The organism is Hymenobacter sp. GOD-10R, from assembly GCF_035609205.1.
Lineage (GTDB): Bacteria > Bacteroidota > Bacteroidia > Cytophagales > Hymenobacteraceae > Hymenobacter.
On the sequence record NZ_CP141184.1, the window covers coordinates 6289842 to 6313125 of the forward strand.

Sequence of the window (23284 nt, forward strand, 5' to 3'; positions counted from 1 at the left end):
CTACCAGGCTTGCTAAAAAGCTGCGGCAAAAGCTCGTACTTGGCGCCGTTAATACCTAGCCTCAACAGCCCGCCTATGCAAATACCTTTTTTCCCTATAGTCGTCGCGGCCGTCGTGCTGCTCGTCTTTCTGTATTTCTTCCCCATCAGCCTCTGGATTACGGCCATTTTCTCAGGTGTGCGGGTGAGCTTATTTCAGCTCGTGCTGATGCGCGTGCGCAAAGTGTCACCCACGCTTATCGTCAACTCCTTGATTACGTCGACCAAGGCAGGTCTGGAGCTGACTTCCAACGATTTAGAGACACACTACCTAGCTGGAGGCAACGTACCTAGCGTCATTAAGGCGCTCATTTCGGCCGATAAGGCGAATATCCCACTTTCGTTCAAGCAAGCCACAGCCATCGACTTAGCTGGTCGCGACGTGTTCGAGGCCGTGACTACTTCCGTTAACCCTAAGGTGATCAACACACCCAATGTGGCGGCGGTTGCGCAAGATGGTATTCAGCTCATTGCCAAGGCACGTGTAACAGTGCGCGCCAACATTGCCCAACTGGTCGGCGGTGCGGGCGAGGAAACCATCTTAGCGCGTGTAGGCGAAGGCATTGTGACAAGCATTGGCTCGTCGCTCTCTCACAAAGAAGTGCTCGAAAATCCCGACAAGATATCGAAGCTCGTGCTCAGCAAAGGCCTAGATGCAGGTACAGCCTTCGAGATTTTGTCCATCGATATTGCCGACATCGACATTGGCGAAAACATCGGCGCCAAGCTCCAGATCGACCAAGCCACTGCCGACTTAAAAGTAGCCGAAGCCAAAGCGGAAGAGCGCCGCGCAATGGCCGTGGCAGTCGAGCAGGAGAACCGCGCCAAAACGCAGGAGGCCAAGGCGCGCGTTGTCGACGCCGAAGCCGAAGTTCCAAAAGCCATGGCCGAAGCGTTCCGATCTGGCAACCTAGGTATTATGGATTACTACAAAATGCGCAACATACAGGCCGACACCGACATGCGCGACTCCATCGCTAACCCGGGCAATCAGAATAGGCCCAGCTAATTGCCCGCTGCCCCAATGCAAAAAGGCCTCGCTACAACAATGTAGTGAGGCCTTTTTGCTTAATCAGCTTGGGTGCTGCTTACTTCTTCGTGATGCGGAACTCTACACGGCGGTTGAGCTTACGGGTCTCCTCTTGGTCGTTGCTGGCAATCGGCTTGCTGCCACCATAGCCTTCCGTCGTGATGCGGTTGGCGCTAATACCGTGCTGCACAAGGTACTTCTTCACTTCGTTCACGCGGTCCTGGCTAAGCTTTGTGTTCAGGGCCGGATCACCTTGGTTATCGGTGTGGCCTTCCAGCTTGATTTCAACCGTCGAATACTCTTTCAAAATCCGGATCAGGCGCTGCAGCTCGGGGTAAGAATTTTCGCGCAAGTAGAACTTACTCTGGGCAAAGAAGATGTTATTGAGTTTAATCAACTGCCCAACTACGAACGGAACCAGATACAGATCTTGGTTTACTTCCGAATACTTTTCTCGGTCGGTCACATCCAGGTTATCGCTCTCCGACAAGTAGTTGGCTGCCTCCGCCCTATACCCGTAATGTGCGCCGGAAGGCAGTACGATGGTATAAGAGCCATCAACGGGGTTGGTATCTGCCACACCAATTTCTTCTCCGGTCAGCAGGTTTTCGTAGCGGATTTTGGCGGCTACGGGCTTCTTGGTGGAAGCATCAAGCACCCGACCTTTTACCAGCGTAACTACCTCTGGCTTGAACTGTGAAGCTAGGTTGATGCGAAAAATATCCCGTGAGTTGTCGGTGCCGTTACGCGAAGACACCAAGTATGCATCTTCGCCAGCGGCCGAGATGGTGTAATACGCGTCGAAATCTGTCGAATTTACATTCGGACCTAGGTTGCGCGGCTTGGTCCACTTGGTCCAGCTTTCATCTAGGCGCTTACTGTAGAAAATATCGCTCTTACCGTACCCACCATGGCCTTCCGAGGCAAAATAGAGAGTCTTGCCATCGGCAGCTAAGAAAGGCGCGAACTCTGGCTTTTTCGTGTTGATATCCGCCCCTAGGTTGCGGGGCTTGCCCCAGCTTTTGCCATCTTCCTTCAGGAAGCTCACATAGATATCCTGTCCACCTTGGGTGTCCTTGCGCTGCAGGGCCATCAGCAACACCTTGCCAGAAGTAGCCAGGAAGTAATCGACGTTCTCAGGATCATCGTTGTAAAAATCCTCAATCTCTACTTTCACCGGCGCGCTCCACCCAATCTGGCTCCGCCGGGTGAGGCTAGCCCCTTTTGGCTCCATCGAGCCATCGGGCCGGTACACGTTGATAAGCAGCGCCGTATTGCCATCCGACGACACGGAGGCTAGGCCGTTGGGGCCTGGCGTATTGATGGGCCCACCAATGTTCTTGGCTGGGTTCCACGCCTTGGTTTTAGGGTTAGCAATAGTGGCATACCACACATCCTGCGGGTCTTTGGCGCCACCGATGTTCTGCGGACTGCCCTGACGCGCAAAAAACAAGCTGCGGCCGTCCGGCGAAATTACCGGGTGCGTATCCACGTACCGCGTGTTCACGTTCGGACCTAGGTTGAACATGGAAGAATCGACGTTGGCGGCGCTGGGTTCCGATTTAAACTCTTGCTTTACCATGGTATCTACCACGTCGGCAATACCAATAGCATCAATCTGATTAACACCGTTGACCTTGGCTGTATTCATCGTCACAACTACCCCAATCGTGCGGTAGGTAGCAGGCTCAAACGTGACTTGCAGCGAGCGGAAAAGCTCCGGCAGAGGGCCCGGGTTCTTGTTTTCGTATACCTGGTGACGCTCCCCGCGTGTATCCACCAGCTCGATCTTGATAACTGAGCCTGGGTTAAAGTTTTCCACGACTGTCACCTGGCGGGCCAACATCGACCGGCCAAACCGAACTTCAATGAATTCGCTAGCGCCCTCTTTGCGCGGTATCCAAGCATCATTGCTTACCTGGCCAAGTGGCTGGGCGTTGGGCTCGCCGAGCACCTTCTCGGGCGAAAAAGCTTCCTTGCCTTCCGCTTTTTGCGACGATACATCAACTATTTTACTTGCCCAGATAGCACGCTGCGCAAATGCACCACGGCTAGCCCCCACTATAATACCTACCAATAAAAGAAGAGTACGAATATTCATAGTTACTAAACCAAATCTTGGATCCATGCGGGAGGCTTGGCACTAGGCCTGAAAATCAGAGACATTCTATTTCCTAGTGAAGTTTCGCTGTTCCGCGAAAGCCGGGCCAAAAGTTCTCGTATATCTATGTTTGTACATATATTATTAAAGCAAATCAGCCGAATGTGCTGCTAGTTTCTGCCGAGTTTGCCTTGCTTGAGCAACAAAACCTGCATTCCCTCAAGTTGCGGCGTATAAATGCCTGTTTTTAACAAATAAGAAAGGCCCGCCTACTTATGAGTATGCGGGCCTTTTTACAAATAAATTGTTGCAAAACTTAGGGTTGCAGCGTGAACGTGCGCGTTACCGAGTTATAAGGCCCAGGAATCAACGTGCCCTTATCATCGACCAACTCCAATTTCACTGTATTTTGTCCCATTGGTAGACCTTCCATCATGTAGGGTGCCCACTGCTCAAGCATGAATTCCGTGCCGTTGATGGTAGCACGCACCTTGTTTCCTTCTGGCGAGAGGTTGGTATTTACTAGGTAAAAGTCCAGCATCACCTTCTTCGTATCGTTGCCCGAATACACGTCTTTTGGGCGGCTATAAAACAGGTTCGGTGCCTTTACATCAAAAGATAGAGGAGTCGCTGGTGCGCTGCCGACCGTGATAACACGTAGGTCGTATGCGCCGCGGTGCTTTAGGCTTTCGTGGTAAGAGCGCGACAAGAACGACAGCACTACGTGCTGCCCATCAGGGATATTCTTAGTGAACTCCGTTGTGTAATGAGCCGTGTAAGGCTCATTATCCACAATGTTGTGGATGTGCTGGCCTTTGGCCGAATTAGCCATATCGTCAGCGTGCATGCCGCCGGTCATTTTAGTGAGCTGGAAGTTGCTTAGATCGTAGTCAAAAGCAACAGCCCCACTAGGTGCAACGGAGCCAACAACGGGCGCAATAACCCGCATCTGCGATTCTGGATACTTGGGAGAGTCGTTGAAAGGAGTAAGCCGAATGCCATTCTTCTCCATGCTTGCTGCATTTGCCGTTGTCACCGTTTCGGCGGTAGACTGGGCACTCGATTCCTTTTGCTGTTTGGCTGTGTCACAAGCACTTAACGCCACAAACATAGCGCTACCTAGCAGTAAAGTAGATACTTTCATAAAAAGAGTGGAAAGGATTAAAATATCGGCTTCCGGACCGCTCATCTAGCAAGACCCGAGGGCAAGGTAACAAGTGATTTTTTAAGTACCTTGCACAAACGTAAGAATCTCCAAAAGTATATAGTTTTCCCTCTATGGAATCAGCATTGTTGGAAGAAATTCCGTCGCTTGATTTGGCTGACTTTCGTTCCGGCGACCCGGAGCGCAAAAACCGCTTTGTGCAACAACTCGGCGAAGCCTACCAGAGCATTGGGTTTGTGGCACTTAAAAACCATGGTTTGAGCGATGAACAAACCAAGCGCCTATATAATGATGTGCAGGCTTTCTTCTCCTTACCCGACGAGCAAAAGCTCCGCTATGAGAACCCAGCGCTAGCAGGTCAGCGGGGTTATGTAGGCAAAGGAAAGGAGCACGCAAAAGGGCGCAACACCGGTGACCTGAAGGAGTTCTACCACGTGGGACAGGTAGTAGACGATCCTACTGATCCGGTGGCTAGCGAGTACCCGGACAACATCTGGCCGGCAGAAGTGCCTAGCTTTCAGCAAAGCACAACCGAAGCATACAAAACACTAGAAGCGGCTGGCACAGATGTGCTACGCGCTATTGCACTGTACTTGCAGCTCCCAGAGAATTACTTCGATGATAAGGTTCGCAATGGCAACTCCATTCTGCGCCAGATTCATTACTTCCCCATCGAAAACCCAGACGCGGTACCGGCTGACGCCGTGCGTGCTGCTGAACACGGTGATATCAACCTAATCACGCTATTGATGGGTGCCTCGGCCGACGGTCTGCAGGTGTTACGCCGCGATGGTAAGTGGATTCCCATCACGGCCCTGCCCGACCAGATTGTGGTGAACGTGGGCGATATGCTCCAACGCCTTACTAATGGAGTGCTTAAGAGCACCATCCACCGGGTGGTGAACCCGCCCCGCGAAAAAATGAACTCTTCGCGCTACTCTGTGCCCTTCTTCATGCACCCTCGCTCGGAGATGAGCCTTGCAGCCTTAGAGAACTGCATTACGCCTGACAATCCAAAGCAACAGCCCGACGTGACGGCTGGTGAGTTCTTGAATGAACGCCTCATCGAGCTAGGGTTGAAGAAGAAATAAGGTTCTTGTTAGCATTGCCTGTTGCCAGTGAGCAGTTATTTATCTGACTCACTGGCAACTTTTTTTAGGCTCAACGCATGCTTTTCACAGCTGATAATGAATATCTAGCAACCAATAGTCGGCCTTGTCATTTGTGGAAGAAATCAAGTTAGCTCCGCCACCGCGCCGTAGTGGTGCCCGCACCAAACGGGTACGCGGCATCATTTTCCTGAAAGATGTGGCCACCCTAGGCCTAACGGCTTTCGGCGGGCCCCAGGCGCACATGGCCATGATGCTGCGGCTACTCGTAGCCAAGCGTCGCTACCTGACGGCGGCCGAGCTCCTGGAAATAACAGCGCTCTGCCAGATTCTTCCTGGTCCTACTTCGACCCAAACGGTTACTGCTATCGGCTTTCGGCTGGGTGGTCCCAACCTAGCTTATTTAACGCTATTGGTTTGGATGCTGCCTGCCGTCTCCATTATGACGATGGCTGGACTTACTATGAGCTACCTTGATAAAGACCAAGTAGCCCGCCTAGTACAATACGTGCAGCCTATTGCCGTGGGCTTTGTAGCTTACTCGGCCTATCGGGTGTCGGAAAAGGTGATTCACACCAAAACATCCGTGGCGATTATGGTTGGGTCGGCGCTGCTAGCCTACACCTTTCAGCTGCCGTGGATTCTGCCGCTTCTACTACTTACGGGTGGTTTAGTTACAACATTTCGCTTCCGCAAAATGCCTGTGCAAGCTGATAAGCTGCCACTTCAGGTGGAATGGTCTAACTTCATTTTGTGGTTAGGGGTACTTGTCACTGCCGCGTTGCTAGGTTCTTACACGCGCTTGTTACCTGTGCGCTTGTTCGAGAACTTCTACCGAAATGGTAGTCTTGTTTTCGGCGGCGGACAAGTATTGGCTCCCCTACTTTTCACCGAGTTTGTTGAGGCCAAGAAATACCTTTCCCCACAGGAATTCCTTTCAGGACTCGGATTGGTACAGGCGCTACCTGGCCCCAATTTCTCCTTTGCCGCTTACGTAGGCTCGCTGGCCATGCGGCAGGCAGGCACAGGTGTGGGCGGACAGATACTTGGCGCCCTCGTTGGTGCTGCGGGTATTTTCATGCCCGGTACGCTACTCATCTTCTTTCTGATCCGTTTCTGGGACCGGCTCAAGCAATATCGAGTGGTGAAAGCTTCCTTGGAAGGTATCAATGCCGTGTCGGCAGGCTTAGTGTGCGCGGCTACTTTCCTGCTGTATCATCCTCTGCCAGATACCCCTATCAACTTGGTGTTGGTAGCCGTCACGTTTCTTTTGTTGCTGTGGGAGAAAGTTCCGTCTTACGTCATCGTGGGGTCTGGGCTGCTAGCTGGTATTATCTGGTGAGTAGTATACCTAGCTTTAGGAGCCATATACAAAGGCAAACGCCGCGGTTGTTGACAACCGCGGCGTTTGCCTTTATTCACGAAGCTAACTTATTCCTCAAGCAGCAACGTACCGGGTAGGCTCATCAGGTAGTCGCCATAACCACTTTTGCGCAAGGGCTCCGCAATTTTACGTAGTTGCTCCGCCGTAATGAAACCTTGTCGGTATGCTATTTCCTCAATAGAACCTACCTTCAAGCCTTGGCGGTGCTCAATTACGCGCACGAACTCAGAAGCTTGCATCAACGATTCAAACGTACCTGTATCGAGCCAAGCGGTGCCGCGGCCTAGGATGCCTACCTTCAATTTTCCGCGACGCAAGTATTCTTGGTTCACATCTGTGATTTCGTACTCACCACGGGGGCTAGGTTCCAAGTTCCTAGCTATTTCAATTACGTCGTTGTCGTAGAAGTAAAGGCCAGGTACTGCATAGTTACTCTTCGGCTGCTTAGGCTTTTCTTCAATGCTAAGTGCCTTTTTATCCTGATCAAACTCTACTACACCGTATCGTTCAGGATCTTGCACGTAGTAAGCATATACAACCCCACCGTCTGGATTACTATTGCTTTGTAGCAGTTGATCAAGTCCTTCTCCGTAGAATATATTATCGCCGAGCACCAGCGCCACTTTGTCGCTGCCAATAAAATCAGCACCAATCACGAAAGCTTGTGCTAGGCCATTGGGCGTTTTCTGAACAGCGTACTGAAAGTTGCAGCCCAAGCTTTTTCCATCTCCAAGCAAGCGTTGAAATTGTGCTTGGTCGTGGGGTGTGGTAATGATCAAAATCTCACGAATGCCCGCCATCATCAGAATCGATAATGGGTAGTAGATCATTGGTTTATCATACACCGGCATAAGCTGCTTGCTAACAGCAAGTGTGAGCGGATGCAGACGAGTTCCGGAGCCACCAGCCAAGATGATGCCTTTCATAGTTAAATAGGTTGAATGTTTAAATGGATGCTTCTTGAATGATCGTTAATTGATAGAAATCAAGCTGTTCACTCGTCAACAATCACTCTTTCAGTCATCTATTTTAATTGCTTTCGCGGATAAACGTCTGGTTTTCTTTGAACCAAGCTAGGGTCTTTTGCAGACCTTCTCTGATGCGAATTTTAGGATCGTACCCGAGTAGTCGTTGCGCTTTGCTGATATCAGCCAGCGAGTCGCGGATGTCACCGGCGCGGTCAGGTCCGTACTCAGGAATCAGATCGGAGTCCGCTTCTTCTTTTAAGATGTTGAAGAGGTCATTCAACGACGTCCGATCAGCTACTGCAATGTTATAGACTTGGTTAATAGCTTCTGGATTCGCTGTTAGCGCGGCTTTGATGTTTGCTTGCACACAGTTCTCAACGAATGTGAAGTCCCGCGTTTGACCACCATCCCCGTTCATACGCGGCGGCCGACCTTCTAGAACAGCATCGATAAACAGCGGAATCACGGCGGCGTACGCTCCGTTCGGATCTTGGCGTGGACCGAAGATGTTGAAGTAGCGCAAGCCAATGATTTCCATGCCATACGTTTTGCCGAATACGTCAGCATATAGCTCGTTGGCATATTTCGTAACGGCGTAGGGTGAGAGAGGCTTGCCAATGCGGTCTTCTACCTTGGGCAATGCCTTGCTGTCGCCATAAGTTGACGACGAAGCAGCATACACAAAGCGCTTTACACTCGCCTCTTTGGCTGCAACCAGCATATTCACAAACCCACCCACATTTACATCATTCGTTGTGATAGGGTCATTGATAGAACGTGGTACTGAACCTAGGGCTGCTTGGTGCAAGACTACGTGCGCGCCCTGACAAGCAGCCCGGCACACTTCTACATCCCGAATGTCGCCCTCAATAATCCCTAGTGCCGGATGATCAGCGAACAAACGCAAATTCTTTCGGAAGCCGTTTGAATAGTTATCCAGCACACGTACGGTTCCGGCACCGTATTTCAGTAGGTACTCTACTAGATTAGAACCAATAAAGCCGCCGCCACCCGTTATTAAAAACGTAAGATTATCGAGTGGCTGATCATGAAAAGGCGTATTGTACATTTCTTCGGTGGCAAGTGTTAATGAACGATGAGTAACTATCCCTGCGCAACCAAACCATTTTGTTTACGGCTCGCTGATAGCTGTCCATCGAAAGCGCGTTAGCGTGCCGCGTATTGCTGCTGATAATAGTCTTGGTAAGCGCCGCTCGTTACACGCTCTAACCACTCATTATTGGCTAGGTACCAGTCAACAGTTTGGGCTAAGCCTTGCTCAAACGTGACAGACGGCTTCCATCCTAGCTCGTTCATGATTTTAGACGAATCGATAGCATAGCGAAGGTCATGGCCAGCGCGGTCGGTAACGAAAGTGATGAGCTTGCGCGAAGTACCTTGAGGCTTACCCGTTTTCTCATCTAACACGTCGCAGAGTAAGTGGATCAGCTCGATGTTCTGCCACTCGTTTACGCCGCCAATATTATAGGTGTCCCCAATTTTACCTTTGTGGAACACCGCATCGATAGCTGTAGCATGGTCTTTCACAAATAACCAGTCGCGTACGTTTTCCCCTTTGCCGTATACCGGCACGGGCTGTCCGTGCTGAATGCGGTGAATAGCCAGCGGAATCAGCTTTTCTGGGAAGTGGTTAGGCCCGTAGTTGTTGGAGCAGTTGCTCAGCTTAATCGGTAGACCATAGGTGTGATACCAAGCCCGCACGAAGTGGTCCGACGAAGCTTTCGAAGCTGAGTATGGCGAACGAGGATCGTAGGAAGTTTCCTCCGTAAACATTTCGGTGCCCATTTCCAAGGAACCATACACTTCATCGGTGCTCACGTGGTAGAAGGTATGCCCTTCGTAGCCAGTAGGCTTCCACAGATTTTTGGCAGCATTCAGCAAGTGCACTGTACCTAGCACGTTAGTTTTCACGAATGCCAATGGGTCAGTAATCGACCGGTCCACGTGCGATTCTGCAGCTAGATGAATCACAGCATCGGGCTCCTCACGTGCAAATAATTCATCCACGAATGCTTGGTCGGCAATATCGCCTTTTACAAAGCGGTAGTTGGGTGCTTGCTCAATGTCGCGCAGGTTTTCTAAGTTGCCGGCATACGTTAAGGCATCCAGGTTCAGGATCTGGTATTCCGGGTATTTGGTTACGAAAAGCCGTACGACGTGTGACCCGATGAAGCCAGCCCCGCCAGTGATAATAATCTTCATGTAGTGCAGATTAATTGATATGCCAACAAGCTAGCTCCGTAAAGCGGAGCACCTGGCAGACCGTTTTTCGCTCAATTCAAATCAGTTTGTTAATGTTTGCTGCCATTTCCAGGCGCTAGCCAGAGCTTCCTCCAGACTAGAGGTGGTCTGGAATCCTAACTCGTTTGTAGCCTTGGTAACGTCGGCGTAGATGGCCGGCACATCGCCGGTCCGTGGCGGCCCAATTACGTAGTTTAGATTTACTCCTGTCGATTTCTCGAAGGCATGCACTACCTCCAGCACCGTGTTGCCCCGGCCGGTACCTACATTGAAGACTTCTACTACTTCGCCCTTTTTCTCAAGTAAGCGTTGTACTGCCACTACGTGCGCTTTGGCCAAATCTACCACATAGATGTAATCACGGATGTTCGTGCCGTCCGGCGTATCGTACGTGTTTCCGTAAATGGTTAGCTTCTCGCGGATGCCAGCAGCTGTTTGCGTAATAAAGGGAACCAAGTTCTGTGGTACACCCAAGGGTAGCTCGCCAATTTTGGCGGAAGGATGCGCCCCAATAGGATTGAAGTAGCGCAACAGAATCGTACGGAGCGAAGTAGTGGCCTTTGCTACATCAGTCAGGATATCTTCGCAGATTTTTTTGGTATTGCCGTAAGGCGACGTAGCAGGCTTGGTAGGGGTATCCTCCGTCACCGGTAGTTGGTCCGGAATTCCGTAGACGGTGCAGGAGGAAGAAAAGACGAAATTTTCGATGCCGAAATCCGGCATTACCTTCAGCAACGTCATCAAGGAGCCCACGTTATTGCGGTAATAAGCCAGCGGCTTCTGCACCGACTCCCCTACTGCTTTAAATGCAGCGAAATGAATGATGCCTTGAATGTCCTTCTCCTGGGTAAACACATCCCGCAGCGCTGTCTCGTCACCGCAGTCGATGTTATAGTAAGGTACCTCTACCTCTAGAATCTCCTGAATGCCCCGTAAAACTGACTCTTTCGAATTGCTAAAGTCGTCAATAATAATGGGTTGATAGCCCGCTGCGTATAACTCAACTACGGCATGAGACCCAATAAATCCCGCGCCACCTGTTACTACTATTTTTGCTCTTTCCATGTTTAATCAGAATTGAGTCGTTGCTTAAGGAGGAAGTAAAGCTATGTTGTTGACAAGTAACTTACGCTATTTCCTGGGTTACAAGCTCCAGTATTGCAGCTTCTGAATCTTGTTACGGAATAGTCCCTTGATATCAACCACAACGGCATTCGGTGCTGTGATTGATTCAAAGTACGCTTCATCTAGCGCTACGTAGGGCTTGTGGCTAACAGCTACAATTACACCATCATAGTCTTGCCCTACGTTCTCCTCCGGCGTCAGGCGGAAACCATACTCGTGGTGTAGCTCATCGGAATCCGCGTGTGGATCAACGATATCCACGTTAACGGAGAAGTTTCTAAGTTCCTGAATAACATCAGCTACCTTAGAATTGCGAATGTCTTCTACGTTTTCCTTAAAGGTAGCACCCATTACCAGCACCTTGCTTTTCGCAACATCCTTCCCCTGCTTGATCATCATTTGCACCGTTTTGCGGGCTATATAGGCCCCCATATTATCGTTAGTGGTGCGGCCAGATAAGATAACCTTAGCGTCGTAGCCTAGCTCTTTGGCCTTGTAGGTTAGATAATAAGGGTCTACGCCAATGCAGTGCCCACCCACTAAGCCCGGTGAGAACTTCAGAAAGTTCCACTTCGTGCCGGCGGCTTCGAGCACCTCGTAGGTGTTGATGCTCATCCTGTCAAAAATCATTGACAGTTCATTCATCAGGGCGATGTTCACATCACGCTGAGTGTTCTCGATGATTTTGGCGGCTTCTGCTACGCGGATGCTACTCGCCCGGTGTACGCCCGCTGTCACAACCAGCTCATACACCTTTGCAATTACATCTAATGATTCTTCATCGCAGCCCGACACCACTTTCACGATGCGTGCCAGCGTGTGCTCCTTATCGCCGGGGTTGATGCGCTCAGGCGAGTAGCCTACTTTGAAATCAGTAGGAAACTTCAGCCCAGCGAGCTTTTCAAGCACCGGAATGCAGTCTTCCTCCGTGCACCCAGGGTACACGGTCGATTCGAATACTACATAGTCACCTTGCTTCAGCACTTTACCTACGCTGGATGAAGCACCTAGCAAAGGCTTCAGATCCGGCATGGCGTGCTCATCGATGGGCGTAGGTACCGCTACAATGAAGAACTGCGCTTCGCGCAACACGTCTAGCGAATCGGTGAAAACAATATCGCAACCTTCGAAGTCTTTGGCTTCCAGTTCACCACTTGGGTCCACTTGGTTGCGCATCATCTCAACACGCTCGGCATTAATATCGAAGCCAATAACCTGAAGTTTGCGGGCAAATTCCAGGGCAATAGGCAGGCCCACATACCCTAGGCCAATGACGGCCAGTTTGGCCTGCTTTTGAAGTAATTGCTCGTACACGACAGGAATCCTAAGAGTATGAGTTATAAATTCTGAATGGAGGAAATTCGCTTTACTTGTTGATCAGCGGTCAGCTCGTATTGCTCGCCACTTTCGGGGCAAGTAGCGTGCCCCGCGTTGTCAAATTGCAGTTGGTGGCCGTAAGCACTCATCCAACCGTGCGGCCGGGCCGGATTGCCGTACACGAGTGCAAACGGGGCCACATCTTTCGTCACTACCGAGCCAGCACCCACAAAGGCGTAGTGCCCTAAGCGCACGCCACACACAATAGTACTGTTAGCACCGATGCTTACCCCTTGCTCTAAGTAGGTTGTTTGGTAGTGGCCTTCTCCACGGCGTGGCACGGCGCTGCGCGGATTTTTTACGTTGGTAAAAACGACAGAAGGACCTAGGAACACATCATCTTCACACACCACGCCACTGTAGAGACTTACATTGTTTTGCACCTTCACATTACGACCTAGTCGCACCCCATCGGCAATCATCACATTCTGCCCAATACTGCACTGCTCACCTAGCTCACATCCTGGCATTAGGTGTGAGAAGTGCCAGATCCGGCATCCGGCACCAATGCGGCAGCCTTCGTCCAAAACGGCAGTCGGATGCGCGAAATAAGCAGGAGCGTCGGTCACAGAAAGCGTAAAAAGAAGCGCGGTCTACAAACCGCTTTTTTAGCGGGCAAAGGTAACAGTTTTAGTACTTGCAAGTCTTGATAATGAGAAAAGTACGCCAATGGAGGCGCTATTTTACACTTTCCCAGCCCAATCAGCGCGTAACAGCCGGTCTTTGCCGAACAAATCCTGGTGCACCTCTATCTGCTTGTAACCTAGCTTTATGAGTAAGGCGTGCAGCATCGAGGCGTACTGTTCGTTGATCTCAAAGTAGAGCGTGCCGCCGGCTCGTAGCAAGTTTTGACCCAATTCGGCAATACGCCGGTAAAAGAGCAGCGGATCGGTATCGGGCACGAACAAGGCAGTGGAGGGCTCGTAGTCGAGCACGTTGGCCCGCATTAGTGGTCGCTCACCTTCCAGCACGTACGGCGGGTTGCTAACCAATATATCCACCGACTGCGAACCTAGGGTTGCGGGTGTCTCCCGCAGAATATCCAACTGTTCAAACGTTATGGGCGCGTTGTACCGTGCAGCATTGCGGCGCGCAACGGCTAAGGCCTCCTCCGAAACATCGACGCTGAAGATCTGTACTCCCGTCAACATCGTACTCAACGCCAACGGAATGCAGCCGCTACCCGTCCCGATATCCAAGACAACTGGACCCTTCTGGCCTTTACGCTCCGTAGCAATGAGCCGGACAAGCTCTTCCGTCTCGGGCCTAGGAATGAGCGTGGCCGGCGTCACTTCTAGCTCCATATCAGCAAACCAAGCAGCACCTAGCACATACTGCACTGGCTCGTGGCGCAACAAACGCGCCTGTGCCGCCGCTACCTGCTCCACGACAGAGGCACCAACTTCCTCCTCAGCCCGCATTCGAAGCTGCAGGGGCGATACTTGCAACAGGTGCTCTAGCACCAGACTCGAAATAGCAGCGGCTTCCGAGCTAGGATACACGGCGGCCAAGGCGGTAGTAAGAGCAGCAGTCAGCTGGCGAGTGGTTGGCATGCGGAGATAAAGTAAGGGCAGAAAGCGCTAGTGAACGGCGAAGTTGGGAGATTGGCGCACAAACTGGTAAATAGAACATCAAATTACGCTGCACCTTTGCCTACTCACCGCTTCCTACTCCCACCCACCCGTTATGTCTGATTTTGATACATTAATGATGCGCCGCGCCCTTGACCTAGCGCGGCTTGGTACTGGCTATGCCCGACCAAACCCGATAGTAGGGTGCGTTATCACGCACGAAGGTCGCATTATTGGAGAGGGCTGGCATCGGCAGTACGGTGGTCCGCACGCAGAGGTGAATGCCATAGCTTCGGTCACAGATGAAAGCCTGCTGCCCGAAAGCCGCGTCTATGTAACGCTGGAGCCTTGCTCCCACCACGGCAAAACGCCGCCTTGCGCCGACTTGCTGATTGAGAAGAAGGTAAAGGAAGTTGTTATCTGTAACCTTGACCCCAACCCACTAGTTTCTGGCCGCGGTATCGAAAAGTTGCGGGCAGCTGGTATTCAAGTGGAGACGGACGTGCTAGCTTCTGAGGGCAGATGGCTGAACCGGCGCTTCTTCACCTTTCAGGAGAAAAAGAGGCCCTATGTCGTGTTGAAGTGGGCCGAAACAACCGACGGCTTCCTGGCAGGCCCGTACTTTCAACCCATACAGATCAGCGGGGAGCTGGCACGGATGGTGGTGCATCAATGGCGCGCTGATGAGCAAGCCATTCTGATTGGTACGCGCACGGCGCTGCACGATAACCCTAACCTAAACGTGCGCGAGTGGTTCGGGCAAGCTCCTTTGCGGGTGATAATTGACAAAAACCTCAGCCTCCCACCCGCGCACCACGTGCTGGATGGGCAGATCCCGACGGTGGTGTATACCTACCGCGAACGAGCCAACAAACCTAACCTAGAGTTTGTGGAGCTTGCGGAAGCCGATGACTTATTTCCGCAGCTGTTCGCCGACTTATACCGCCGCAACGTGCAATCGGTGTTGGTAGAAGGTGGTCCTACAGTGCTTAACTCCTTGATGCGTGACGGGTTGTGGGACGAGGCTCGAATATTACGCAACACCAAACGGCTAGGCGGCGGCATCTTGGCTCCTAAGCCGGGCTTAGCTGGTTTGCGCGAGCATCTCACTTTTGGCTCCGATGAATTGTTTATTTACCACAACGAATAAACAGACAAGCTAACGACCGCACCTAGTCGGGTAGCAGTGCTCAAAAACGAAGCGTATAGGCTTAGCAACCGATAAACGAACAACTAAAACCAACGAACGAATCCATGGCGGAAGACCTCATTCTCGACGCAACCCTCACCAAAGCTGAAAAGTATCAGCAGCTTCTTCCGCAGATAGAAGCGCTTACCACTGGCGAGCCTGACCTCACAGCCAACCTATCTAACACAATGGCGGCGCTCAAGCAAGCATTTAACTTCTTTTGGGTAGGTGCTTATTTAGTGAAAGATGATGAATTGGTGCTAGGTCCTTTTCAGGGGCCGGTAGCATGCACGCGTATTCGCCACGGCAAGGGCGTTTGCGGTGCTAGCTGGGCGCAAGCCCAAACCGTGTTGGTGCCCGATGTCGATCAATTTCCGGGGCACATTGCGTGCAGCAGTGCTTCGCGCTCCGAAATCGTAGTGCCCGTGCTGAAAGAAGGACGGGTAGTGATGGTGCTCGACGTGGATAGCGACCAACTCAACGACTTCGACCAGGACGACCAAGTGCACCTCGAACAACTCGCCACGCGCATGGCGGAGTGGTTTTAATGACAACGCCAGTCCTACGAGTTGCGCGGCCCACAAACAGCATTGAGGCTCTTCTGCCGTTCTACCGCGACGGCCTAGGGTTGGAAGTGTTGTATCAATTTGAAGATCACAACGGCTTCGATGGCATTATGCTAGGTCGGCGCGGCTGCCCGTATCATTTCGAGTTTACTCATCATCGTGGGCACACAGTAGCCGGCGCACCTAGTCAAGATAATCTGTTGGTTTTCTACCTTCCGGACTCCGGCGAATGGCAAAAAGCAGTAAGCCGAATGCAGCAGCAAGGTTTTGCACCTGTTCCGTCCTACAATTTCTACTGGGACGCACACGGCATTACGTTCGAGGACGTGGATGGCTACCGGGTTGTGCTGCAACATGCTGCATGGGAGTAGCCCTCTAGTAATTACCTACTTATTGACTATGTAGACCAAATAAAAAGGCTGCCCAGTGTGGGCAGCCTTTTTATTTGGTCTACTAAGCTACCGCTTTGACTAATCAACTTTGGATAATAAAATACCTATATAATACATTACTGAAGCAACTTTTAGCGTTTGCTTTGCCTCTACCTCAACAGCGAAGCTCCACTTAGCACTTGGAGACTAGTTACTGGCCGATTTTCGGTCTTGATGAAGCACCTAATTACGATTACTCCTTCCACTTTTATTACTCTCCATTTTATGTCCTCTCTATTATCCTTAGGTGGCCGAGTCTTAGCGGCGGCCTCGCTGTTTGTAGCCTCAACTTTCTCTAACAGCCATGCACAGTCAGTGGCAGCACCGAATTGGCAATGGGCCAAGAAACTAGCTTCTGTTTCCTCCTATGTCCAGACGAGTGCCACTGAGCCTGCTACTGGTAACACGTATGTAGGAGGCAGTTTTATTTCAACAACAACCTTCGGCAATCAGACATTCACAGCCTTTGGGATAGATGGTTTTATAGCCAAACACGATGTACAGGGTAACATCTTATGGGCGCGGCAAATTGGAGGGAGTAACAGCGGTGCAAGAGTAGCTGATATGGCTTTAGATGCCTCCGGCAACATCTATGTGGTTGGCAACTTGTCTGCTTCAACTAACTTCAGCCCTACGTTTGTCCTCAATCCTGTCAGTACGGGAAGCAACTTGTATGTAGTTAAGTATGATCCTTCTGGAACTGTACTTTGGGCGCGTTGTTTTGGTGCCCCCGCTAACTCAGATGGCGAATTGCTAGGTCGCGCTGTAGCAATAAGCCCCTCAGGGCTGGTGTATATAGCAACACAACTGAAGGGTCAAGCCCGTTTCGACGCCGTACAGCTAGAAAATCAACTAGATGCTGGTCCGGCGTTGATACAACTATCTTCCACTGGAAACGTGAATTGGGCCCGAGTTGCTACTGTACAGACCCCACGAGCGACTTCTCTAAGCAGTGATTTAGTCTATGACTTAGGAATTGATTCTAATGAGTCCCCTTACTTTGCGGGCTCTTTCTCGGGCAGTATACGCTTTAACTCGTATACACTAACAGCATCTGCTAACCTAGGCTCCGTATTTCTGGCGCACTACGATACGCAAGGCAATCTGCAATGGGCTACTCAGTCAGCGACGAGCAGCAGCGGTGTAGCTAGCTTAGGCGCGCTAGTTACCGATGCCGTTGGTAACAGTTATCTTACAGGTACTTTCACCAACGATTACAAGTCCAAAACCGGTATAAGCTTTGGCCCTTATCCACTTAATAGCCAAGGCGGTGAAGATGTATTTGTAGTAAAGTACAATGCCACTGGTACCCCAACTTGGGCTCGTAGCTTTGGCAGCAAAAATAATGACCGTGGCAATGCACTACGCTTGGCCCCGAATGGCAATATACTTCTGGGCGGTGGAGTAGCTGGCACCACCACCATAACTCCAGAGCTTACACTTGTGGGCCTGAATGAATTTGATCTTTATGCTTTTATAATCAGCTTCACAGAACAAGGCAATATACAATGGAGCAATCAGGGTAAAGGCTCTTCTTTGATCAATAGCATCACGACAGACCGTGCAGGCAATTTGTACGTAGGAGGGCAAGGTGGATACAATACAGTTTTCGGCAATCTACCTAGCCTGACTATTAACGGATACGGCTTCATTGCCCGCTTGAGCAGCACCGTTCTGAGCACTCACACTAGCCGTGCAACTCAGTCATTAGCGCTTTACCCATCGCCGACTAGCGGCGCCGCCGACATTCAGCTAAGTGCCCTTCCCAAGGGCACGGTCCTGCATCTAAGCGACGGCCTAGGTCGTGTGGTGTGCCAGCAAGTAGTTGGCCTCGAACCCGCCCATCTAACGTTGCCGGGCTTGCATGCTGGCCTTTATGCGCTGAAAGCTACTGCCCCCAATGGCGAATATTACAGTGGGCGCTTGCTAGTAGAGTAGCATTAACCTAGGTTCTATCATAAAACAACAGGGCCATTTGCTAGAAGCAAATGGCCCTGTTGTTTATCTAAACTATCTGATTCTTACCAACCCGCGTTCTGCTTGATATTAGGGTTAGTATTCAGCTCGCCTTGTGGAATAGGAAAGTAAGCAAACTTAGAAACAAAGAACTCCTTGCCTACCTTATCACTGTTCTTGATTTCCTGCTCTAGCAAACCCCAGCGCTTCAAATCATAGAAGCGCTGCCCTTCGCGGAAGAACTCCAGCATGCGCTGGTGCCGGATTTCTGTCATCATCTGATCGGCGGTAAAGCCACTGGTCAGCGGAGCTAGCTTAGCGCGCGACCGGATGCGATTCACAAGCGGATAGGCTTCAGCGGTGCGGCCCTGCATCGTCAGCGTTTCGGCGTAGAGCAGCAGTACATCGGCGTATCGCATCACCTTTTCGTTGATATCGGAAATCCAGATGCCTTCGTTGTTCTCGTGCCAGTTCTGGTATTTACGTATCAGGGAGCTGTAACCAAATACTAGCTTAAAGTCCTTGAAAGGCTTGTTGTAGTACATAGCGTTCGGGTAGTCCCACACCAACGTAGTGTACATCCGAGCGTCGTAGTCACCGCCAACGGCTTTCTCCTTCTTAAACTCGTTGAATACTTTGTCGGTAGGCGACACTTCAAACCAGCCGGCGACTTCCGTGGGCGCAAATTCCTGAGCCGTCGTCACGCCCAGCGCCTCGTTGGCATTCTCCCCTGCCCAAGGCTGCGAGCCGCCCACGTTCTGGTTCTGAATTTCGAAGAGCGATTCTATATTATTGTCGGTTCCCTTCGAGAAGTTGTCCTCGAAGTTGGCTACCAAATCGTAAGTATAGGGCGCTTGGGCACTGCCGTTGGCCTGAGCTAGCTGCTTGAAGGCCTTCTCTGCCTCGGCCCAGTTCTTTTGGTACACATATGCCTTCCCTAGCATTCCGATAGCGGCCCCCTTTGTGGCCCGGCCAACCCAGGCGGCGGGATACGTGGCCGGCAAATTGGCGGCAGCAGCCTGCAAGTCGCTCACGGCTTGCGCCCATACATCAGCTTCCGGCGACTGCGCCACAAAGTAGTTTGCTCGCTCCACCGGCACGGAGGTGATGACGGGCACCGAGCCAAAGTTTATGGCTAAGAAGAAGTAGTCTAAGCCCCGCAGAAACTGTGCTTCGGCAATATATTGCTTCTTCGCGTCGTCGGGCAGGCTGCTCTTGCCCGCTTGTTCAATCACCTGATTTGCTCGGAAGATACCGGTATAAAAGCCCGTGAAGATGCTACCCGGCGTACCCGTTGTTGGGTTATTGGTGAAGGTAGAAAGCTGGTACAAGTCCTTCACGTCATTACGGATAAAGAAGTCGTCGCCGCGGCCGTTGCTTAGCTCAATGCCACGCACCCCGAAGTAACCGTTGTTTACGTCGTGAAAAACCTTGTAGGTAGCAGCTAAGCCCGACAGGAAGTCGGCGTCCGTTTTCCAGAAGTTGGTTTGCACAATGGAGTTAGGACTCACTTGGTCCAGATCTTTAGTGCAAGCTCCTAGGCTCAGGACTAGGAAAGAAGCATAGATGATTCGTTTCATGGTCATCAGCGTTTAAGAGTTAGAAGGATACCTGCACGCCCAGCAAGGAAGTGCGCGCTAGTGGATAAGCAACGTGCGGGAAGTCGACGCCGCGGTCGAGGATGCCACCACCCACGGCGCCAGCATTATACCGACCTAGGTCAGGGTTGAAGCCCGTATACTTAGTGATGGTAAATAGATTATCGAAGCTGAGGTAGACGCGGAAGCTGTTAATCTTGGCAGCCGACAACACGCCTTTAGGCAGCGTGTAACCTAGCTGCAAGGTGCGCATGCGTAGGTAAGAGCCATTTTCTAGGAACCGGTCCGAAGTCTGGCTGTTCAGGTTCGGGTCGTTGATGACGGCGCGTGGGAAATTCGTGTGGTTGTCAGGCGTCCAGGCGTTCAGCGTAGCGGGTGAGTAGTTGAACTCTAGGTTCATCCCCTCTAGGTCCTCCCGAGCGCCGTTGTAGATCTTGTTGCCGTACGTGCCTTGGAAGAAGAAGCTCAGGTCGAAGTTGCGCCAGGAAGCATTGGAGCCAAAGCCGTAGCTGAACTTCGGCGTTGGGCTACCGCAGTACTGGCGGTCGTCTTGGCTGATGGTGCCGTCGCCGTTGTAGTCTACAAACTTAACGTCGCCAGGTTTGGCGCTGGGCTGAATGAGCTTGCCCTCCACGTTATAGGCGTTAATCTCATCCTGGGAGTTGAAAATACCGGCCGTCTTGATCAGGTAGAAAGCGCCCACGGGTCCACCAGCCTGCGTGATAGTCGCCGAAGCACCGTGGTGCGTAGGCTGCCCGCCCGAAATCTGCTGGGTACCCGTACCAAGGAAGTCGACCCGGTTCTTGATGGCCGTGAACGTACCTGTTACTTGGTAGTTGAACTCGCCCACCTTATTATTATACGTCAGGGCGGCTTCTACGCCTTTGTTTGTGATCTGCCCCGCATTGATGTAGGGGCTAGAGCCGCTGGCTCCCGTCGAGAGCGGAATTGGTACTTGCAGCAGAATGTCGGAGTTGCGGCGAATGAAGTAGTCCGCCGTTAGGTTCAGCTTATTTTGGAAGAATCCCCAGTCGGTACCGATGTCAAAGGTTTTCGAAGTTTCCCACTTAATACCAGGCGTAGCAAAAGCCGTCTGGATAGCCCCTGACCAAATCTGCTGCGTCTGCCCAATCACGTAGTTAGCATTCGACGAAATCAGCGGCACGTAGCGGTAATCAGGAATCTCCTGGTTGCCTAGGATGCCGTAGCTCGACCGAATTTTGAGGTTCGTCACCACGTTTTGCAAAGGCTGGAAGAAGCTCTCATTCACCACGTTCCACGCCAGGGCAATAGAAGGAAAGTTGCCGTACTTATACGCTGGGCCAAAGCGCGAGGAGCCGTCGCGGCGGAAGGTACCCGTCAGTACGTAGCGGTTGTCGAAGGAGTACACCAACCGACCTAGGTATGAAATAAGGACACTCTCATTGGCGTAGCCACCACTCGCAATGTTCGTAGTACCCGCATCCAACACCTGAATGCCCGTCGGCATCCCGCTCTTAGAGCCGCTCAGGATGTTGTACTTGGTATCTTGGTACGTGTAGCCTACCAGTGCCTGCAAGTTGTGCTTGCCAAACTCTTTGCTGTAGTTCAGCGTGTGCTCCTGCAAGAAATAGTTTCGCTCGCTCTTATTCTGGCTTAAGTCAGCGTCGGCGTTATTGAACAAGGCGCCTACTTTGTACGGATATATGTAATCGTTGTAAGAGCCATAAGTGCCCGTGTAACCTAGGTTCAGCCGATATTTCAACCCTTTCACTAAGGATACTTCGGCAAAACCATTGATGATAGCCGTCGTCGAACGCGTTTCTGGCACTTCGAGGTTTAGCTGCGCAACAGGGTTGGCAACGTTCACTACCGGTCCAGAAGCACCACTGTAGCCGCCGACTGCTGTTGGGTCGTACACCTGAAACACCGGAATCATCTTCAAGGCCGAGCCTACGGGGTTGCCGCCCTGACCACCCCAGCCGCCAGCCATGCCACGCCAATATTCTCTGGTCAGGATAATGGTTTCGCCGATCCGTACCCGCCCTTTGGTGAAGTCTGACTTCAGTCGCAGGTTCCAACGGTCATAGTCTGTTTTCTTCACAATGCCTTGCTGATCGAGGTAGCCCCCCGATAAGCTGTAAGTGAAGTTGTCGCCGCCACCGCTAGCTCCCAAGGTGTAACTCTGCATGGGCGCGGTGCGGTAGATTTCCTTTTGCCAGTCAGTGCCGGCACCTAGGGCCTCTGGGTTTTGGGCAATATCCAGGCGCGGCAAGCCAGCGTTGTCGTGGGCCGCGTTGCTGACCGTAGCCCACTGCGAGGCGTTCAGCACGTCTACCTTCTTGGCAATCTGCTGTGCGCCGTAGTAGGCGTCGAAGTTGACCCGATTTTCACCTTTTTTCCCGCCTTTGGTCGTAATTAACACGACTCCGTTGGCGGCGCGAGAACCGTAGATAGCAGCTGCTGAAGCATCTTTCAATACATCAAAAGACGCAATGTCAGTGGGTTGCAAATTGTTGATGTTTTCCACCTGCACGCCGTCCACGATGTAGAGAGGATTGTTGTTGTTCAGGGAACCGGCACCGCGAATGACTACGCGCACCCCCGAACCAGGATCACCGCCCGACGACTCAATCTGCACCCCAGCAATGCGCCCCTGTAAGGACTTTTGAACTGTGTTCGAGCCTTGCGTGCGGATGTCATCGGCTTTGATGGAAGATATAGCACCCGTCACGTCTTCGCGCCGCTGGGTGCCATAGCCTACTACCACGACTTCGCTTAACGCTTTTACATCGTTTTGCAGTGTAATGGTCAGGTCTGTTCGTCCGTTTACGGCTACCTCTTGGTTAGCGAAGCCTATTGATGAAATCACCAGAGTAGCAGTACCATCAGGTATTGAAAGGCTAAAGCTGCCTTCAGCATCGGAAGTGGTACCTAGGGTAGTACCCTTCACGACAATGGTGGCGCCTGGTATCCCTTCATTATTTGGGCCTACCACTTTTCCTTTTATAGGTACGGGCGCCTCTGTTCCGCAATCGTTATAGGTTTCGCTAACGAAAGTTGCAAACGATTGCGTAGTAGAACATTTTTTTTGGCCAGCAGTGTTTGCTGTTCCAAAATCAGGACCTAGGACCTTTGCAGCCGAAGCAGCATTGGCGTCGGGTTTGGGCGCGCAGACCAGCAAGAGCGCGAGAAAATTGAGTAGAGAAGAGTTCGTCATAAAGGCATGGTTTTAGGAGGGGGGAGGATCTTTATGTACTTCTGAATTGGCGCTTAAGCAAGTCAAATATATTGGGCTCGATCAAGAAAAGACAGGGTGCTTTTGGTCAAAATGCAGGGCCAATTAAGCTTATAATCAATTCACGCTCATTGATTTTCAGCAACTTAAGAATACTTAGCTTATAACGCACCGCATAAGGTTACTTCATCCACGAT

The 23284-nt window shown here is 51.5% G+C and carries 18 protein-coding genes; 7 read left to right on the top strand and 11 right to left on the bottom strand.

Features of this window, described 5'->3' with window-relative positions:
* Window positions 1-75 precede the first annotated feature (75 nt).
* Window positions 76-1047, top strand: coding sequence for a flotillin-like protein FloA (gene floA / locus SD425_RS25035; protein ID WP_324673455.1), 972 nt, complete (start codon window positions 76-78; stop codon window positions 1045-1047).
* 79 nt (window positions 1048-1126) lie between these two features.
* Here floA and SD425_RS25040 read toward each other — a convergent pair whose 3' ends face one another.
* Together SD425_RS25040 and SD425_RS25045 are read right to left on the bottom strand one after the other, a co-directional pair.
* Window positions 1127-3169, bottom strand: coding sequence for an OmpA family protein (locus tag SD425_RS25040; protein ID WP_324673458.1), 2043 nt, complete (start codon window positions 3167-3169; stop codon window positions 1127-1129).
* A gap of 316 nt (window positions 3170-3485) precedes the next feature.
* Window positions 3486-4313, bottom strand: a complete 828-nt coding sequence (locus tag SD425_RS25045) for a hypothetical protein (protein ID WP_324673460.1) — start codon at window positions 4311-4313, stop codon at window positions 3486-3488.
* A gap of 134 nt (window positions 4314-4447) precedes the next feature.
* Here SD425_RS25045 and SD425_RS25050 point away from each other — a divergent pair, with 134 nt between their 5' ends.
* Both SD425_RS25050 and chrA read left to right on the top strand, forming a co-directional pair.
* On the top strand, window positions 4448-5425 hold the full coding sequence (locus SD425_RS25050; protein ID WP_324673462.1) for an isopenicillin N synthase family dioxygenase: 978 nt from the start codon (window positions 4448-4450) through the stop codon (window positions 5423-5425).
* Between the two features lie 133 nt (window positions 5426-5558).
* Window positions 5559-6785 carry a chromate efflux transporter gene (gene chrA / locus SD425_RS25055; RefSeq protein WP_324673464.1) on the top strand — a complete coding sequence of 409 codons (1227 nt, stop codon included), beginning with the start codon at window positions 5559-5561 and terminating at the stop codon, window positions 6783-6785.
* 89 nt (window positions 6786-6874) lie between these two features.
* Here chrA and rfbA read toward each other — a convergent pair whose 3' ends face one another.
* The 7 genes from rfbA to prmC all read right to left on the bottom strand — a co-directional run bounded on the left by rfbA (window position 6875) and on the right by prmC (window position 14112).
* On the bottom strand, window positions 6875-7753 hold the full coding sequence (rfbA, locus tag SD425_RS25060; RefSeq protein ID WP_324673466.1) for a glucose-1-phosphate thymidylyltransferase RfbA: 879 nt from the start codon (window positions 7751-7753) through the stop codon (window positions 6875-6877).
* A gap of 103 nt (window positions 7754-7856) precedes the next feature.
* Window positions 7857-8864 carry an SDR family oxidoreductase gene (locus tag SD425_RS25065; protein ID WP_324673468.1) on the bottom strand — a complete coding sequence of 336 codons (1008 nt, stop codon included), beginning with the start codon at window positions 8862-8864 and terminating at the stop codon, window positions 7857-7859.
* Window positions 8865-8962: 98 nt separating this feature from the next.
* On the bottom strand, window positions 8963-10018 hold the full coding sequence (gene rfbB, locus SD425_RS25070; protein ID WP_324673470.1) for a dTDP-glucose 4,6-dehydratase: 1056 nt from the start codon (window positions 10016-10018) through the stop codon (window positions 8963-8965).
* Between the two features lie 81 nt (window positions 10019-10099).
* Window positions 10100-11122: a UDP-glucose 4-epimerase GalE gene (gene galE, locus SD425_RS25075; protein ID WP_324673472.1), complete on the bottom strand. Its 1023-nt coding sequence runs from the start codon at window positions 11120-11122 to the stop codon at window positions 10100-10102.
* Between the two features lie 78 nt (window positions 11123-11200).
* Window positions 11201-12496 (bottom strand): nucleotide sugar dehydrogenase, encoded by a 1296-nt coding sequence (locus SD425_RS25080; RefSeq protein WP_324673474.1) that lies wholly within the window; start codon window positions 12494-12496, stop codon window positions 11201-11203.
* Between the two features lie 23 nt (window positions 12497-12519).
* Window positions 12520-13128 (bottom strand): acyltransferase, encoded by a 609-nt coding sequence (locus tag SD425_RS25085; RefSeq protein ID WP_324673476.1) that lies wholly within the window; start codon window positions 13126-13128, stop codon window positions 12520-12522.
* A gap of 114 nt (window positions 13129-13242) precedes the next feature.
* Entirely contained in the window at window positions 13243-14112 is an 870-nt protein-coding gene (prmC, locus tag SD425_RS25090) for a peptide chain release factor N(5)-glutamine methyltransferase (RefSeq protein ID WP_324673479.1), read from the bottom strand.
* A 133-nt stretch (window positions 14113-14245) separates the two neighbouring features.
* Between prmC and ribD the strand changes: the two genes are divergently transcribed.
* The 4 genes from ribD (at window position 14246) to SD425_RS25110 (ending at window position 18254) form a co-directional block, all read left to right on the top strand.
* Window positions 14246-15280, top strand: coding sequence for a bifunctional diaminohydroxyphosphoribosylaminopyrimidine deaminase/5-amino-6-(5-phosphoribosylamino)uracil reductase RibD (ribD, locus tag SD425_RS25095; protein WP_324673481.1), 1035 nt, complete (start codon window positions 14246-14248; stop codon window positions 15278-15280).
* Between the two features lie 104 nt (window positions 15281-15384).
* Window positions 15385-15867 carry a GAF domain-containing protein gene (locus SD425_RS25100; RefSeq protein WP_324673483.1) on the top strand — a complete coding sequence of 161 codons (483 nt, stop codon included), beginning with the start codon at window positions 15385-15387 and terminating at the stop codon, window positions 15865-15867.
* Window positions 15867-16256, top strand: coding sequence for a VOC family protein (locus tag SD425_RS25105; protein ID WP_324673485.1), 390 nt, complete (start codon window positions 15867-15869; stop codon window positions 16254-16256). The genes SD425_RS25100 and SD425_RS25105 overlap by 1 nt, the downstream gene beginning before the upstream one ends.
* Window positions 16257-16541: 285 nt before the next feature.
* Entirely contained in the window at window positions 16542-18254 is a 1713-nt protein-coding gene (locus tag SD425_RS25110; RefSeq protein WP_324673487.1) for an SBBP repeat-containing protein, read from the top strand.
* A gap of 83 nt (window positions 18255-18337) precedes the next feature.
* Here the strand turns inward: SD425_RS25110 and SD425_RS25115 are convergent, their stop codons facing one another.
* Together SD425_RS25115 and SD425_RS25120 are read right to left on the bottom strand one after the other, a co-directional pair.
* Window positions 18338-19852, bottom strand: coding sequence for a RagB/SusD family nutrient uptake outer membrane protein (locus SD425_RS25115; protein ID WP_324673489.1), 1515 nt, complete (start codon window positions 19850-19852; stop codon window positions 18338-18340).
* Between the two features lie 19 nt (window positions 19853-19871).
* A complete protein-coding gene (locus tag SD425_RS25120; RefSeq protein WP_324673491.1) occupies window positions 19872-23069 on the bottom strand; it encodes a TonB-dependent receptor in 3198 nt (1065 codons plus the stop codon).
* Window positions 23070-23284: the final 215 nt, after the last annotated feature.

Bases quoted from the DNA above. Each gene is read 5' to 3' on its own strand.
- rfbB (WP_324673470.1), bottom strand. From the start codon at position 10,018: ATGAAGATTATTATCACTGGCGGGGCTGGCTTCATCGGGTCACACGTC.
- SD425_RS25100 (WP_324673483.1), top strand. From the start codon at position 15,385: ATGGCGGAAGACCTCATTCTCGACGCAACCCTCACCAAAGCTGAAAAG.
- SD425_RS25110 (WP_324673487.1), top strand. From the start codon at position 16,542: ATGTCCTCTCTATTATCCTTAGGTGGCCGAGTCTTAGCGGCGGCCTCG.
- rfbA (WP_324673466.1), bottom strand. From the start codon at position 7,753: ATGAAAGGCATCATCTTGGCTGGTGGCTCCGGAACTCGTCTGCATCCG.
- galE (WP_324673472.1), bottom strand. From the start codon at position 11,122: ATGGAAAGAGCAAAAATAGTAGTAACAGGTGGCGCGGGATTTATTGGG.
- SD425_RS25045 (WP_324673460.1), bottom strand. From the start codon at position 4,313: ATGAAAGTATCTACTTTACTGCTAGGTAGCGCTATGTTTGTGGCGTTA.
- SD425_RS25115 (WP_324673489.1), bottom strand. From the start codon at position 19,852: ATGAAACGAATCATCTATGCTTCTTTCCTAGTCCTGAGCCTAGGAGCT.
- SD425_RS25040 (WP_324673458.1), bottom strand. From the start codon at position 3,169: ATGAATATTCGTACTCTTCTTTTATTGGTAGGTATTATAGTGGGGGCT.
- ribD (WP_324673481.1), top strand. From the start codon at position 14,246: ATGTCTGATTTTGATACATTAATGATGCGCCGCGCCCTTGACCTAGCG.
- SD425_RS25065 (WP_324673468.1), bottom strand. From the start codon at position 8,864: ATGTACAATACGCCTTTTCATGATCAGCCACTCGATAATCTTACGTTT.
- SD425_RS25105 (WP_324673485.1), top strand. From the start codon at position 15,867: ATGACAACGCCAGTCCTACGAGTTGCGCGGCCCACAAACAGCATTGAG.
- SD425_RS25050 (WP_324673462.1), top strand. From the start codon at position 4,448: ATGGAATCAGCATTGTTGGAAGAAATTCCGTCGCTTGATTTGGCTGAC.
- prmC (WP_324673479.1), bottom strand. From the start codon at position 14,112: ATGCCAACCACTCGCCAGCTGACTGCTGCTCTTACTACCGCCTTGGCC.
- floA (WP_324673455.1), top strand. From the start codon at position 76: ATGCAAATACCTTTTTTCCCTATAGTCGTCGCGGCCGTCGTGCTGCTC.
- SD425_RS25120 (WP_324673491.1), bottom strand. From the start codon at position 23,069: ATGACGAACTCTTCTCTACTCAATTTTCTCGCGCTCTTGCTGGTCTGC.